Source organism: Nocardiopsis sp. N85 (genome assembly GCF_028882275.1).
GTDB classification, from domain to species: Bacteria; Actinomycetota; Actinomycetes; order Streptosporangiales; family Streptosporangiaceae; genus Nocardiopsis; species Nocardiopsis lambiniae.
The window spans coordinates 1-15,234 of record NZ_JARBUT010000008.1; the positions used below are offsets into that span (position 1 = coordinate 1).

The following is a 15,234-nucleotide window of genomic DNA, read 5'->3' on the forward strand; positions in this document are numbered from 1 at the left end:
AGGTCACCGCGATGGTCCACCGGGTCCTGACCGACCGTTTCCCCTTCCCCTCCCGGTTCGAGAGGCCCGGAGTCTGACCGCCGGTCCCCACGGCCGGACGGACGGCCACGGAGCGTCGACCGCATACTGGACGGGCGCGCCTTCGGACGCCTCCGGACGTACGAGGACCCCCGGCCGCGCGGGCACGGGGGTCCTCGTACGTCCGGAGGGCTCGTGTGTCCGGGGGCACCAGCCACCGTCGGGCTCTTCGGCGTCCAGCCGTGCGAGCGCCCCGAAGGTGCCCTCGTCGGCGTAGAAGTTCCCCTCCCCCTTCCTCCTACTCGTCCTCCTCGAAGCGCGACCCCATACGTGTTCCCCCTGTCGTGCGATCGGCCGTGAACAGGACGCGGGTTCAGTCAAACACGTTGCTATGAACGCCCCATAAATCAACAAAAGGAACACGGGCACAGGGAGGCCGATAAGCCTTCCAGATGTGAACTCGGACACTGTTTTCGCAGCTCAGGGCTACACATCAACACAGATTTCATCTCGACTGGACAACGTCGACCCTTATCTGGCCAGATCCGGTCAAAGCCATCGGATACTGAAAACGCAGGGCATTCCCCGAGCGCCGTCATCCCTCCGGCGCTCAGCCGCGCGCCCATGGCCGCCGCCCCCTGCGCCCTCATCTTCACCGAGCCCAAGGCCCACCCGTGTCCTCTTCTGCCCAGAGTCCCGTGTTCCGCGTGCCCGAGGTCCGTCGCCGACGCGACGACATCGAGGGGCTGCGGGGGATCGCCGCCCTGCTCATCGCCGTCTACCACATCTGGTTCGGGACGGTCTCCGGCGGCGTCGACGTCTTCCTGATCCTCACCGGGTTCCTCATCACCGGATCCATGGTGCGGGCGCTGGAACGCGACGGGCGCATCGGCATCGGCGCGTTCTGGAGCCGGACCGCCCGGCGGCTCTTCCCGGCCGGGGCCGTGGTCCTGGGCGCGGTCCTGATCGGGGCCTTCCTGTTCCTGCCCCGATCGGGCTGGACCGCCGTCATCGCCGACGTGCGGGCCGCCGCGCTCTACCACGTCAACTGGCACCTGGCGCTGGGCTCGGTCGACTACATGGCGCGGGACTCCGCCTCCAGCCCGGTCCAGCACTTCTGGTCGCTGGGCGTGCAGGGGCAGTTCTACCTGCTGTGGCCGATCCTGCTCACCCTCGTCGCCCTGGCCGCCGTACGCCTGGGCGGCGGGGTCCGGACCGCGGTGACGGCGACGGTGACCGGGGTGTTCGCCCTGTCGTTCGGCTACTCCCTGTGGATCACCTCGACCGAGCCGACGTGGGCCTACTTCGACACCGGCGCCCGCCTGTGGGAACCCGCCCTGGGCGGACTGCTCGCGCTGCTCATGCCCTATCTGCGCGTGCCCCGCGCGGTGCGCGCCGTCGCCGGGTGGATCGGCCTGCTCGCCCTGATCTCCTGCGGCGTGATCATCGGCGACTCGTTGCCCTACCCCGGGTACGCCTCGCTGTGGCCGATCACGGCCGCCGTGCTGATCCTGGTGGCCGGTGCCGACGGGGAGCCCGGCCGGTGGTCCGCCAACCGCCTGCTGGGACTGCGCCCGCTCACGTGGCTGGGCCGGCACTCCTTCACGCTGTTCCTGTGGCACTGGCCGGTGCTCGTCTTCTACCTGGAGGTCACGAACCGGGTGAAGCCGTCGATGACCGGCGGCCTCATGGTCCTGGGCGCCTCCTTCGCGGCGGCCCTGGCCACGTCGTGGATCGTCGACGGCGGTGTCGACCGGGTCCTGCGCGACCGGCGGTCACCGTCGTGGTCGCTGGCCGCCGGGGTGCTGTTCGCGGTCCCGGTCCTGCTGGGCTCCCTGCTCTGGAACGCCGGGATCGAGCACGAGCGCGAGCTGCGCGCGCGACTCAGCGCCGACCCGACCGCCTATCCCGGGGCGGCCGTGCACCTGAGCCCGGAGCTGGCGGCGAGCCTGCCGTCGCTGCCGGTGTACCCGGACACCACCACGGTGAAGCGGGACACCATCTCCCAGACCAGCGCGTGCAACGTGACCATCCCCGACGCGGAGCTGATCTCCTGCGAGTTCGGGGCCGTGGACTCGGAGTACACACTGGTCCTCACCGGCAGTTCGCACGCACGGCACTGGTTCCAGGCGCTCCTGCCCATCGCCGAACACCACGGGTGGCGGCTGGTGATCATGACCAAGAACGCCTGCCAGTTCAGCGCCGAGGAGCAGGTCTTCGAAGGCGCGGTGTACGAGGAGTGCAACGCCTGGAACGACCAGGTCACGGCGGAACTGGAGCGGATGCGCCCGAACGCGGTGTTCACCCTGGGCACGCTGACGCAGCAGGGCGACGGAAGCCTGGAGCACGTGCCGGCCGGGTTCGTGGAGCACTGGCGGTGGCTGGAGGAGCGCGGCATCGACGTGGTCGCGGTCCGTGACACGCCCCGCTTCTCCTTCGACGTGGCCGACTGCGTCGACCGCGCCGGCGCCGGCGCCTGTGCCGAGGACCGGGCGTACACGCTGGCGGAGGTCTCGCCCCTGGAGGAGGCCGAGGACCTGCCGGCGGGTGTGCGGGTGGTGGACCTGTCCGACTACCTGTGCCGGGACGGTCGGTGCCCGGGGGTGATCGGCAACCAGCTGGCCTACTACGACGACAACCACTTCTCGTACGCGTTCTCGTCGTCCCTGGCGGTCCTGCTGGAGCCGCTGCTCCTGGAGGCCCTCCCGGACGCCCCGGTCGCCGACACCACCCTCGCCGACCACACCTCCACCCTCATCGACGGGCGCACCGAGGCCGCCGCCGATCCCACCGTCACCCTCCGCTGACCCCGCCCTGCCTCCCCGAGGGCCGGGCGGCCCCGGACGCGGGATCCGCCGGTCGCGACGGCCGACCTTCGGGTCGGGTGCGGCCGGCGGGGGCTCAGTGGGCGGGCCAGGGCGCGCGGGGACCCGAGCGCAGGAGGGACGGGGCTCCGCCCAGATCGGCGAGGATCCGCCGGCGGGCACGGCGATGGACCGACTCGTCGAGCAGGGTCGGTCGGGCCGGAAGCTCCCCGCGCCGGGTGCGGAGCACCAGCTCGGCGAGGCGGCGCGTCCAGTCCTCCCGCTCCGGCGGGTGGAAGTGGTTCTCCCGCGCCCATCGAGGCGAGGGGACCCGGAAGCGCACCGCGCGCACGTCGTCGAGGGTCCCGAAGAGGTCCCCGTCCTCGAACACCGTCGCCCCGGCGTCGTCCCCCACATCGCTCAGGACGATCACCGGGACGTCCATCGAGATCGCCTCCAGCGCCGTCGGCGAGCCGACGGTGACCAGCCCCCGCGCCCGGTCCAGCTGGGCCGCGACGGGTCCGGCCCGGAAGAGCACCGTGTGGTCGCGGACGCTCCCGGCCGCCACCAGGGAGCGCCACAGCTCCTCGTAGTCCCCGCCCGGAGCGGTGGTCCGCCGCTCGCCCGGGCAGACGACGACCTCCAGGTCGGGCCGGTTCTCGGCGAGGTCGGCGAGCGCCTCCAGGATCCGTTCGCGGTGGCGAGGCGGGGCCGGAACGTGGTCCTGGGCGGCGAACACCACACGGTGCGGGCGGGCCCTGCGGGGTTCGCGCACGATGGGCAGCGGTGTCCCCGCCAGCGCGACCTCGGCGCCGACGCCGATCTTCTCCCCCAGTTCGGCGAACGCCGTGACCTCGCGCAGGCTGTGCAGCACGAGCAGGTCGACGCGGGACCGGTGGAGCCATTCGTGTTCGCCGGCGGGAAGCGCGGGCGCCGGAAGGGTGGAGACCACGACGGGTCGGCGGCGACCGGTCGGCAGGATCCCGGACAGGGCGTCGGTGACCCGGGCGGTGCAGTTGAGCATGACGACGTCGGGGACCCGACGGCGGATCAGACGGCGCAGCTCGGGCAGGGTCAGGACCGGTACGCGACGGCCGGCCAGCCCGGTGTCGGCGACGGCGCCCCGTAGCCGGGCGGGCGCGGGGGCGATGGGTGACCGCACGACGGCGAGGCCGACGGTGTGACCGTGCCCGGGCAGGGCGTCGAACATGGCCGCGGACAACCGGACGTACTGCTCGGTGTCCGCCACGGCCACGACCGTCAGGTCCATGCCGCCGAGGTCGGGGTCGCTCACGTCGGTCCTCCTGGAGGTGTCCGTGCGGCACCGGGAACACCGAGGCGCCACGGTGGTCTCGGGGTACGCCGACAGCCTACACACACAAAGTATCGACATGGATACCCTTCGGAGTGATGACTGTTCGTCCCGGTGGGCGGCGGCTCCCCGGCCTCGGTGACCTCCGTCACCGAACCGTCCGGCTCGCGGTTCGCGTTGATCGCAGTGCACGTTGAGGAATGACGCACAGGGGGGCGCATGGCCGTCGTCGAGGCCGTAGAGCCGGCGGGGGACGCCGAGGAACCGAGGGCCGTCCGGCCACGCGAACGCCTGGTGGGGGTGGACGCGGCCCGGGGGGTCGCGCTGCTCGGGGTGTTCATCGCGCACATGGGGGTGCCGTTGGCCCTCCTCCTGACCGGGGGCGTCGACGTCCACGACACCGAGAAGGAGATCGAGGGGCTCGGCGGCACCGTCGTGGAGTGGATCTCGATCGCGGTGAGCGGCCGGTCCGCGGCGTTGTTCGCGTTCCTGGCCGGGATCTCCCTGGTGCTCCTGGCCGGGCGGAGCCGCCCCGGGACCCGCACGGAACGCAACCGGGTCCGGGTGCGGATCGCGGTGCGCGCGCTCATTCTCGTCGCGATCGGTTACGGTCTGGCGGTCCTGGGCTCCCTGGCGGTCATCCTGCACTTCTACGGGGTGTTCTTCCTGTTGGCGATCCCCCTGTTGTGGCTGCGCACCCGGCACCTGGTGGCGCTCGCCGTGGCGGTGGCGCTGATCGGCCCGCAGGCGACCTTGGCCGCCCAGTACCTGATGCCCGTCGACGGCTGGTTCCAGAGCGTGTCCGACGAGGAGGAATGGACCGAGAAGGACGAGTCGGAGTGGGCGTCCACCTGGGGGGACCCGGAGTGGGCGGAGTCCAAGGAGGCGTACTGGAGCTCCTTGGAGGGGTCCGACGGCGAGGACCCCTTCTCGGAGGAGGGCTCCTTGGAGGGCATGCCGCTGTTCACGTTCGACATGCTGGAAGGCCCTTTGGACTTCCTGTTCCTGGGTCTGTACCCGGCGGCGGTGTTCATGGCCTACGTCCTGGCCGGGATGATCGTCGCCCGCACCGGCCTGCGGTCCCGGAGGGTGCGCCTGTGGCTGGTCGGCGCGGGGGTCGGCATGGCCGCCCTCGGCTACGGTTCGTCGTGGCTGCTGCTCGGACCGCTGAGCCGGTTCCTGCCCGAGGACGGCGAGTACGTCTCCTGGTGGTCGTTGTTCGAGGCCTATTCGCACAGCAACACCACCGTCGAAGTGGTGGGCAACACCGGGGTGGCGATGGCCGTGATCGGCCTGTGCCTCCTCATGGCCGAGACCCGACCGGCACGGATCGCGCTGTACCCGATCGGGGCCATCGGAGCCATGACCCTCACCCTCTACACCGCCCACGGGGTGCTGTTGTGGGCCGTCTACGGGACGCTCCTGCCCGCATGGGCGTGGCCGGTGGAAACGTACACGGTGGAGATCACCCTGGTGGTCTCCCTGGTCTTCGCCACGGTGTGGCGCCTCACCCTGGGCGCCGGTCCGATGGAGCGGCCGACCACGGCGATCTCACGATGGGCCGCCCGCGTGGTGGTGCGCGACGGGTCGGACGCGACCGCTCCGGCGGTCAGGCGGGACCCGGCCGTTCAGGAGCCGGCCGCGAACGAACCGGCCGCGAAGGAGTGACGGCACGGCGACGGTCGCCCTCGACGAGGGCGACCGTCGCGCGCGAACCACGGGTGCCGTGTGGGAGGGTTACTCGCCCTGCCACACGGGGGCGCGCTTCTCGGCGAAGGCCGTCGCGCCCTCCATGGCGTCCCGGCTGACGAAGACCGGACCCGCCAGCTCGTTCTGCCGGTCCCACATGTCGGCCGTGGACCAGTCGTCCGACTCGGTGATGATCTGCTTGGAGACGCGCACCGCCAGCGGACCGTTGGCGGCGACCCTGGCCGCCAGCTCCTTGGCGCCCTCCAGGGCACCGCCCTTGGCGGTGACCCGGTTGACCAGGCCGAGCGAGGCCATGCGCGGGGCGTCGACGAAGTCACCGGTGAGGGCGAACTCCATGGCCAGGTTGCGCGGGACGCGGTGGTGCAGGCGCAGCAGGCCACCGGCGCCGGCCACCAGGCCGCGCTTGACCTCGGGGATGCCGAACCGGGCGTCCTCGGCGGCCACGACCAGGTCGCAGGCGAGCACCGCCTCGAACCCGCCGGCCAGGGCGTAGCCCTCGACCGCGGCGATCAGCGGCTTCTTGGGCGGGGACTGGGCGAACCCGCCGAACCCGCGGCCCTCGACCAGCGGGACCTCGCCCCTCATGAAGGCCTTCAGGTCCATCCCGGCGCAGAAGGTGCCCCCGGCGCCGGTGATGATGCCCACGGTCAGGTCCGTGCGCGAGTCCAGATCGTCGAGAGCCTCGGCGATCCCCCGCGCGACCGCGGCGTTCACCGCGTTCTTGGCCTGGGGCCGGTTGATGGTGATGACGGCGACGCCGTCCTCGGCCGTGTAGAGAACCTCGTCGGACACGGTCTCCCCCTACTTCGGCGGCATGCGGAGGGCGCCGTCGATGCGGACGACCTCACCGTTGATGTAGCTGACCTCCAGGAGGGTGCGGGCCAGCTTGGCGAACTCCGCGGCGGTGCCCAGGCGCTTGGGGAAGGGCACCGGGGCGGCCAGCCGCTGCTTGAACTGCTCGGACGCCTCGCCCTCACCGTAGATCGGGGTCTCCAGGATGCCGGGGGCGATCGTGTTGACCGTGATGCCGACGGCCGCCAGGTCGCGGGCCGCGGGCAGGGTCATGCCGATGACGCCGCCCTTGGAGGAGGAGTAGGCGATCTGGCCGATCTGGCCCTCGATGCCGGCGAGGGAGGCGGTGTTGACGATGGAACCGCGTTCGCCGTCCTCGTTGAGGGGCTCGGTCTTGGCGATCTCGGCCGCGGACAGGCGCAGCACGTTGAAGGTGCCGATGAGGTTGACCTGGATGACCTTCTGGTAACTGGCCAGGTCGTGAGGGTTGCCGGACTTGTCGACGGTGCGGGTGGCCCAGCCGATGCCGGCGCAGGAGACCGCGACGCGGAAGGGGGAGCCGGTGTCGACGGCGGCCCGCACCGCCGCCTTGACCTGGTCTTCGTCGGAGACGTCGGTGGCGACGAAGACGCCGCCGAGCTCCTTGGCGATGGCCTCGCCGCGTTCGGCGTTGAGGTCGGCGATGACGACGGTGGCACCGGCGGAGGCGAGTTCCCTGGCGGTGGCCTCACCGAGGCCACTCGCGCCGCCCGAGACGAGGGCGGAGATTCCGTTGAGATCCATGGGCCGCACTCTACAGAGGATGTGACCCACGCACTAGAACCGGGTTCGGTAAATCGGGCACGGCACACCGACCCCGTGCCCTCCTTCGCCCCACCCCGCTCCGCGCGACCGAAAGTGGCGCACGCCACCGCAGGGAAAACGCATCCGCTCCACCTCCCTCAAATCCTTCGCGAAGTCGGTCGAGATAACGAGTACATCTACCTTGAAAACCGGCGAAGCGCCGAAGGAATGTCATGAGAGTCCAGGCGCGGACGCGGCGCCGAGAAACACTCCTGAAAAATCCCGAGAAGCCGCGGAAATCCCCTGATCGACGTGCACCGCAGAGCCGTCCACCATGCGGGAGGCCGACTTCCGAACATAGGAGCACGCTCACGGGAAGGGGATGGGTCGGCTTTCGAAAAGGAGGACGACCCCCATCCAGGAGAATGGAATAATAGAGGCCGATCGGCTTCGGTGCCCCGTTCCCCCAACTCGTTCACCCTCGGAGCCGTGCTTTGCGTGTCACCGCCGTCATTCCCGCCCGGGGTGGTTCCAAGGGAATCCCGCTCAAGAACACGGTCCGGTGTCCCACGTGTCCTCGGGCAGGGAGCCCAGGAGGGCCGCCGACCACGTGAGGTGGGAATCGGAGTCGGCGATCGCCATGACCCGGATCCGGCCGTCGCCGTCAGGCTCCACCCGTGTGCTCCTCGTCGTTGACCAGGGCGGTGGTCACCGCCAGGTCCTCGCGCAGTCCGGGCGACGCCAGATCCGTCCACCAGTGCTCGGGGACCCCGTCCGTGCCGATCCCGGCCCCGCGCACCAGCAGGCGCAGGGAGACCAGGGCGGTGGAGGGCAGCGACCGGACCGTGTGCCGGGGTCCCAGACCGCGCAGGGACAGCTCGACGGGCAGTTCCTCCCGGACCAATCGGACCCGCGGGTCGGCGGCCAGCCGCTCCAGGACCCGGGGGTCCTCCCGGCGGTGCGGGTGGTAGGCCACGGGACCCTCCGCGAGTTGGCGGTCCACCCACCCCAGGTACTCCGGTGCCCGGACCAGACCGTCGTTGACCAGGGCGGTGCCCAGGACGACCCGGTGTTCGACCGGGTGATCGTACTCGGGCAGGGAGCGCAGCAACGGGAAGTCGTGGCGCATCACCCGGATCCCGGCGGTGCTCGCCGCCGCCAACAGGTCGTCGGGCAGCGGGAGCATGGTGAAGACGGTGAGACGCCCCTCCTCCACCGCCCGGCGCAGGACGTGCCCGGCCGCGACGCCCAGTGCCAGCCGGCTCGGGGTGCGTCTCACCCGGGCGCGCAGCACGGGTTGCGCGGTGGACGAGGCCAGCAGCCGCAGCAGGTGCCAGACGGCCAGGCCGTCGTCGACCAGCACCAGGCGACAGCGGGGCGCCCGCAACAGCAACCGCTGCACCTGTCCGGAGAAGGCGTCGCCGATGACCCAGGTGAAGTCGGCGGTCTTGGGGCGGGTGGGACGCCGCGCGAGCGCGGCGGGCGGGGTGGCGGGGAAGAGGCCGCGCAGCGCGGCGTGGACGTCGCCGAGCCCGGCCGAGTCCTGACGCAGCAGGATGCAGCCCTGGGTGGACAGTCCGTGCGCCGCGTAGGCCTCCACGGCGGACAGGAACTGGAGCGGGGATTCCACCCACGCCGACCCGTGCCCTTCGAAGGCCCAGGGTACGTCCATGGGAAGAATGGGGTTCACGACGTGACTTTCTCGAATCAAGCAGACACGTGGGATCCCAGAGTACAGATCGGATGTAACGACCGGTGGACGAAGTGCCGCCCGTTCGGGACGGTCTCCTCCGGTCGTTCCGGTCCTGCCCGGAACATCGGACTTCCGGGTTCCCCCTCACCCGGTCACCCCCGGTCGCCGTGTTCCCGCCAGGGGGACGACCGGAGAACGGTGGGCCGGAGAACCGTCTCCGGAGGTTCCGATATGACCACAGAGCCGCTCCCCGGGTCCGGGAGACACGTCGCGGTGCCGGTCAGCGGCGGCGGGAACGGCGCGTGATGCGGCGGCGGCGCGTCGGCAGCGCGTCGCGCGCCAGGTCGGCCGCGCCCACCAGACCGGCCTCGTTGCCCAGGGCCGCGGCCACCACCCGGGCCTCGGGCCGGTACCCCCGACCGGTCAGGCCGTGCTCGAACGCCTCCCGGGCGGGCCCGAGCAGCAGGTCCCCCGCCTCCGAGACTCCTCCGCCGACGACGAACAGCTCCGGGTCGAAGGCCGCCGCGAGGTCGGCCAGGCCCGCGCCCAGCCACTGGCCCGCCTCGCGCATCAGCTCCGTGCAGGCCCGGTCGCCCTTGCTCGCCAGCTCACTCACCAGCGGCCCGGTGATCCGCCGCACGTCCCCCTCGACCGCCTGGTGCAGGGCCCGGGCGACCGGCGACTCCGACGTCACCAGCTCACGGGCCTCCCGGACGAGCGCGTTGCCGCTGGCGTACTGCTCCCAGCACCCCCGGTTGCCGCACTCGCACCGGTGCCCGCCCGGCACCACCGTCATGTGGCCGAACTCACCGGCCAGCCCGTACCGGCCCCGGTACAGGCGACCGCCCAGGACGATCGCCCCGCCGATCCCGGTCCCGAGGTTGACCACGACGACGTCGTCCACCCCTTGGGCCGCGCCGGAGCACACCTCCGCCCAGGCGGCGGCGTTGGCGTCGTTCTCCACCACCACGGGCAGTCCCAGGCGCGACGACAGCGCCTCCCTCAGCGGTTCCTCCCGCCACGACAGGTGGGGGGCGAACAGCACGTTCGCGCGATGCTCGTCCACGAAGCCCGCGGCGCCCACCCCGACCGCCCGCACCGGGTACTCGACGCGCAGGTCCTCCACCACCGACACGATCGTGTCCTCCACGACCGCCGGGCTCTTGCTGCGTTCGGGGGTCTCGGTGCGCACCCGGGCCAGCACCCGGCCGCCCGGCGCGACCACACCGGCGGCGACCTTCGTGCCGCCGATGTCCACGCCGATCGTCAAGGCGTGCCCGTACCGTGTCCGGCCCATCGTTCCCCCGATCGCTTCCGATCATCCGATCACGACGACGCGCGCCCGGGTTCCGTACCCGAACGCGCGTGTCGATACCACTGCCACGCCTCAGCCGAGGGCCGAGCGCACCACCCCGGCCAGACGTTCGGCCACCGCGGTGGCCTGTGCCTGTTCGGGCGCCTCCACCATGACCCGGACCTTGGGCTCGGTGCCGCTGGGGCGGATGAGCACCCGGCCGGTGTCCCCGAGTTCGGCCTCGGCGGCGCGCACCGCCGCCCACAGCTCCTCGGAGCCGGCCGCCTTGGACCTGTCCACGTCCGGAACGTTGATGAGCACCTGCGGCAGCCGGGTCATCACCTTGGCCAGCTCCGCCAGCCCCTGGCCGCGGTGCGCCATGGCGGCCAGCAGGTGCAGAGCGGTGAGCACACCGTCGCCGGTGGTGGCGTGGTCCAGCAGGATGACGTGGCCGGACTGTTCACCGCCCAGGTTGAAGCCGCCGCGCCTCATCTCCTCCAGCACGTACCGGTCGCCCACCCCGGTCTCCGTCACGGTGATGCCCTCGCGCTCCATGGCCAGTTTCAGGCCGAGGTTGGACATCACGGTGACCACGAGGGTGTCCTCGGCCAGCCGCTTCTCCTCCTTGGCCTCGACCGCCAGGATCGCGAGGATGTGGTCGCCGTCCACGACGTTGCCGCCGGCGTCCACCGCCAGGCAGCGGTCCGCGTCGCCGTCATTGGCGATGCCCGCGTCCGCTCCGTGCAGCCGCACCGTCTCCTGGAGCACCTCCAGGTGGGTGGAGCCGCACCCCTCGTTGATGTTGTGACCGTCGGGCGCGTCACCGATCGTGATGACCTCGGCGCCCGCCCGGCGCAACACGTCCGGCGCCACCGTGGCGGAGGCGCCGTTGGCGCAGTCCAAGACGACCTTGAGCCCGCGGAGGCCGTGCGGGGCCGAGGCGAGGACGTGATCGATGTAGCGCTCGCCGCCGCCGGTGGCGTCGGTGACCCTGCCCACCGCCACGCCCACCGCCGGGGTGGAGGGCACGCCCAACAGACCCTCGATCTCGTCTTCGAGCGCGTCCTCCAGTTTGTGACCGCCCCGGGCGAAGAACTTGATGCCGTTGTCCGGAGCCGGGTTGTGGCTGGCGGAGAGCATCACGCCGAAGTCGGCGTCGAGGTCACCGGTGAGGAAGGCCACAGCGGGGGTGGGCAGCACGCCCACGCGCACCACGTCCACTCCCGTGCTCGCCAACCCCGCCACCACCGCGGCCTCCAGGAACTCACCGGAGGCGCGCGGGTCCCGACCCACGACGGCCTTGGGCCGGCGGCCCTCGATGCCCGCGGCGAGCACCCTCGCCGCGGCTATGGACAGCTCAAGGGCGAGCGTGGCGGTCAGGTCGCGACCGGCGACCCCTCGTACACCATCTGTACCGAACAGCCGTCCCACGGGCGACAGCCCCTTTCAGCGGTGGCGCCGCGTCCGGCGCCGTGGAGTTCAGTGTGACCGACAAGCCACGCGAAATGGAAAAACCCGTACGCCGTCCCCGTGTTGGCGGGGACGACGTACGGGTCGAAGCTCAGCCGAGCGCGAGCCGGCGCATGAGCCTTAGCGCTTGGAGAACTGCGGCGCCTTGCGGGCCTTCTTGAGACCGGCCTTCTTACGCTCCACCTCACGGGCGTCGCGGGTCAGGAAACCGGCCTTCTTCAGGGTCGGGCGGTTGTTCTCCGGGTCCAGGGACGCCAGGGCGCGGGCGATACCGTGCCGCAGAGCGCCGGCCTGACCACTGGGGCCGCCACCGTTCATCCGGGCGAAGACGTCATAGGCGCCGTCGAACCCGAGGGAGACGAAGGGCTCCTTGATGGTCTGCTGGTGGACCTTGTCCGGGAAGTAGACCTCAAGCGGCTTGCCGTTGATCTTCCACTCACCCGAGCCGGGCGCGATGCGCACGCGGGCGATGGCGGTCTTACGGCGGCCGGTGCCGGCGCTGGGGCCGGAGGCGGTCGGCACGTAGGCCGCGACCGTCTCGTCGGACTCGCTCGTGTACTCGGAGGGGAATTCCTCCGGGTTCTCGACGTACTCCTGCTCGGTCTCTTCGATACCGGTGGGCTCGACCACGGTTCTCCTCGTGTTTTCTGTGAAGTCTCGCGAACGCCTAGGCGGGCTGCTCGATCTTGATGATTTCGAACGGAACCGGCTGCTGGGCCTGGTGCGGGTGCTCCGAACCGGCGTAGACCTTGAGCTTCTTCGCCATCTGGCGGCCGAGAGAGCCCTTGGGCAGCATGCCCTTGACGGCCTTCTCGATGGCCCGCTCGGGGTTCTTCTCCAGCAGCTCGGCGTAGCCGACGGAACGCAGACCGCCGGGGTAACCGGAGTGCCGGTAGGCCCGCTTCTGCTCCAGCTTCTTGCCGGTGAGGGCGACCTTGTCGGCGTTCACGACGATCACGAAGTCGCCGGTGTCGATGTGGGGCGCGTAGTACGGCTTGTGCTTGCCCCGAAGGAGCGTGGCAACCTGGCTCGCCATACGCCCGAGCACGAGATCGGTAGCGTCGACAACGTGCCACTGACGCTGGACATCGGTCGGTTTGGGGCTGTAGGTGCGCACGATCGTTTGCCTTCGCTCTTCAGTCGGCTGCCCCATCCCCCTGGTTCGGGATGGTGGACTCGTATACGAAACACGCCCGCGGGCGCGGGGTGTTTGGCCGGACGTCCCGTGCCACTTCTTCAGGACGGTCCGGTGGTGAGTGCGCAGACGATGGTGCGTGGATCGGCACCCGATCCGTACTCGTATCGGGGCCCACGGCAACTCAAGCGCACGACGGAATATCCTACTGGCCACCATAGCGCAGGTCAAAGCCAGCGGCGGGGCAGACCGGCAGGACCACGCTCGGCGGGGAAAGCGCCGGCACGGGGTCACATCCGTGACCTCTCCGTCTTTCATTATGCCCGTTGCGTGGAGTGCTTCGTCCTGTCCGCGCCCCCATATTGGCTACCCTTGCACCGAAAGGCCGGTCTCCGCCCGGAACGACGGGCGCCGACGAGACGCCCGTCACCCCGGTAAGCCAGTGGAAACAACGCGGGCACGGGCTTTGGTCCAGTCCCACCCCCAACGCCTCCGGAGACTCCCATCAGCACCCATCCGAACCCGCCACAGTACGGTCCCGACGGGCCGGAGTCCGGTGACGGCCAAGACCTGCTCGGTTCCCCGCCCGCACATTCCCAGTACCCGTCCGGCCCCCAGCAGCCGCACGGCGCGCCCGGCCAGCCCTTCCCCCCGCACGGACTCCCCCCGGGGCCGCAGGCACAGCCGCAGAGCGCCCCATTCGCCCAGAGCGGCCCGCAACAGGGCCAGCCGGGCCATTATCCCCTCGGGGCCCCCCAGGCGCCCTCGGTACCGCAGGCGCAGCCGCAGGGCCTTCCCGGGGCCCCGGCGCCCTCGGATCCCGGCCCTTCCCCGTACGGCGGTCCCACCGGCGGGCAGCCGGTCCCGCCGGTCCGGTACCAGCCCGCCCCCCTGCCGCCCGGTCGACCCCAGGGCGGTCCCCTTCCCCCCACCCAGACCCAGGGCGGCCCCCTTCCCCCGGTTCCCCCGGGACGACCGCAGGGCGGACCGTTCCCCCCGGGACCGCCCCAGATGCCCCCGGGACAGACGCAGGGCGGACCGTTCCCTCCGGGAGCGCAGCCCGGCGCTCCGATGCCGCCCGGCCCTCAGCACCCCCCGTACGCGCAGCCGACCGGCGGCCAGCCGTCGATGGCACCGCGCCCGACCGGCCACCAGGCGGCCCCCATGGGCCCGGGTGTGACCGCCCCGCACGGGGTTCCCGGCCAGATCCCGGGGCAACCGCCCCAGGCACCGCCGCCGCCCTATGCCGCCCCCACCGGCGGCCGGCCGTCGATGGCACCGCAGCCGGGCGCTCCGATGGCACCGCAGCCGGGCGCTCCGATGGGACCGCCGCCCGGCGCGATCCCCCCGGGACCGCCCGCGCCGGTGGCCCCCGAGCCGGTCTTCCCGGACGACGCGATGGGCGCCACCCAGCACATCCACGCCGTCCCGGCGATGGGCCGCGGCGACAGCCGCCCGATGTTCCGGGACGAGGTCCCCGAGGACGCCGGCGCGGACACGGCCCAGTTCGACGTCCGGGCGGTGAACGACTACGACGGCTACGAGGATGACGGGTACGACGACGGGTACGACGGCTCGGGGGCCAAACGCCGCAAGGCCCTGATGATCGGCGGGTTCGTCGCCGCGACCGTCATCGCGGCCGGCGGGATGTTCTTCCTCGCCAGCGGCGGCCTGGGCTCCGACGGCGAGGGCAACGCCACCACGGTCGCCACCGAGGAGGACGACCCGGGGGCGCTGTCCGTCGAGGGCCTCTTCCCCGAGACCTTGGAGCTCGACGGCCACGGGTCCTTCACCCGTGTAGCCGTGAACGACGAGGAGGACTGCTCCGTCGGCGCCCACGGCGACTACGGCACGGTGCTCGCCGACAACGGCTGCCGCCAGCTGATCCGCGCCTCCTACCTGAGCGAGGACGAGGGCCGGGCCGTCACCATCGGCATCGCCGCGATGTCCGATGAGGAGAACGCCGCCACGGCCCTGGACGCGCAGAAGCTGGAGGACTCCCAGTGGTTCGCCGGCCTGGCCGGCGACGAGGGCACCCCCGCCGAGCGCCTGGGCTACGCGGGCGGCCACGGCAGCGGCGGCCAGTGGGGCCGCTACCTGCTCTTCTCCCTGGCCACCAACAGCGATGGCGGTCAGGAGGACGCCGACGGGCTGGCCCCCGTCAGCGAGGGCTTCCTGGAGGAGGCCTACGAGCGGCTGTCGGAGGACCGCGGCTGATCCACC

General features: G+C 71.6%; 12 protein-coding genes. 3 read left to right on the forward strand and 9 right to left on the reverse strand.

Annotated elements, in window-relative coordinates:
- The first annotated feature begins 725 nt into the window (after nucleotides 1-725).
- The gene (locus PWG71_RS12900; protein ID WP_274809945.1) at nucleotides 726-2,825 is read left to right on the forward strand and encodes an acyltransferase family protein; all 2,100 of its coding nucleotides are present in this window, start codon (nucleotides 726-728) and stop codon (nucleotides 2,823-2,825) included.
- A gap of 94 nt (nucleotides 2,826-2,919) precedes the next feature.
- On the opposite strand, the gene PWG71_RS12905 is transcribed toward PWG71_RS12900, so the two are convergent.
- The gene (locus PWG71_RS12905; protein ID WP_274809946.1) at nucleotides 2,920-4,116 is read right to left on the reverse strand and encodes a DUF6716 putative glycosyltransferase; all 1,197 of its coding nucleotides are present in this window, start codon (nucleotides 4,114-4,116) and stop codon (nucleotides 2,920-2,922) included.
- Between the two features lie 237 nt (nucleotides 4,117-4,353).
- Here PWG71_RS12905 and PWG71_RS12910 point away from each other — a divergent pair, with 237 nt between their 5' ends.
- Entirely contained in the window at nucleotides 4,354-5,802 is a 1,449-nt protein-coding gene (locus PWG71_RS12910; RefSeq protein ID WP_274809947.1) for a DUF418 domain-containing protein, read from the forward strand.
- A gap of 69 nt (nucleotides 5,803-5,871) precedes the next feature.
- On the opposite strand, the gene PWG71_RS12915 is transcribed toward PWG71_RS12910, so the two are convergent.
- The 8 genes from PWG71_RS12915 to rplM all read right to left on the reverse strand — a co-directional run bounded on the left by PWG71_RS12915 (nucleotide 5,872) and on the right by rplM (nucleotide 12,993).
- Nucleotides 5,872-6,636 (reverse strand): crotonase/enoyl-CoA hydratase family protein, encoded by a 765-nt coding sequence (locus PWG71_RS12915; protein ID WP_274809948.1) that lies wholly within the window; start codon nucleotides 6,634-6,636, stop codon nucleotides 5,872-5,874.
- Between the two features lie 9 nt (nucleotides 6,637-6,645).
- Nucleotides 6,646-7,419 (reverse strand): SDR family NAD(P)-dependent oxidoreductase, encoded by a 774-nt coding sequence (locus PWG71_RS12920; protein WP_274809949.1) that lies wholly within the window; start codon nucleotides 7,417-7,419, stop codon nucleotides 6,646-6,648.
- Between the two features lie 546 nt (nucleotides 7,420-7,965).
- Entirely contained in the window at nucleotides 7,966-8,094 is a 129-nt protein-coding gene (locus PWG71_RS12925; RefSeq protein WP_274809950.1) for a hypothetical protein, read from the reverse strand.
- The gene (locus tag PWG71_RS12930) at nucleotides 8,084-9,091 is read right to left on the reverse strand and encodes a hypothetical protein (protein WP_274809951.1); all 1,008 of its coding nucleotides are present in this window, start codon (nucleotides 9,089-9,091) and stop codon (nucleotides 8,084-8,086) included. The genes PWG71_RS12925 and PWG71_RS12930 overlap by 11 nt, the downstream gene beginning before the upstream one ends.
- A gap of 301 nt (nucleotides 9,092-9,392) precedes the next feature.
- A complete protein-coding gene (locus tag PWG71_RS12935; protein WP_274809952.1) occupies nucleotides 9,393-10,409 on the reverse strand; it encodes an ROK family glucokinase in 1,017 nt (338 codons plus the stop codon).
- Between the two features lie 90 nt (nucleotides 10,410-10,499).
- Nucleotides 10,500-11,837, reverse strand: a complete 1,338-nt coding sequence (gene glmM / locus PWG71_RS12940; protein ID WP_274809953.1) for a phosphoglucosamine mutase — start codon at nucleotides 11,835-11,837, stop codon at nucleotides 10,500-10,502.
- Between the two features lie 159 nt (nucleotides 11,838-11,996).
- Complete coding sequence (gene rpsI / locus PWG71_RS12945) at nucleotides 11,997-12,506, reverse strand: 30S ribosomal protein S9 (protein WP_274809954.1); 510 nt, start codon at nucleotides 12,504-12,506, stop codon at nucleotides 11,997-11,999.
- A 37-nt stretch (nucleotides 12,507-12,543) separates the two neighbouring features.
- The gene (rplM, locus tag PWG71_RS12950; RefSeq protein ID WP_274809955.1) at nucleotides 12,544-12,993 is read right to left on the reverse strand and encodes a 50S ribosomal protein L13; all 450 of its coding nucleotides are present in this window, start codon (nucleotides 12,991-12,993) and stop codon (nucleotides 12,544-12,546) included.
- A 1,314-nt stretch (nucleotides 12,994-14,307) separates the two neighbouring features.
- Between rplM and PWG71_RS12955 the strand changes: the two genes are divergently transcribed.
- Entirely contained in the window at nucleotides 14,308-15,228 is a 921-nt protein-coding gene (locus PWG71_RS12955; RefSeq protein WP_274809956.1) for a hypothetical protein, read from the forward strand.
- Nucleotides 15,229-15,234 lie beyond the last annotated feature (6 nt).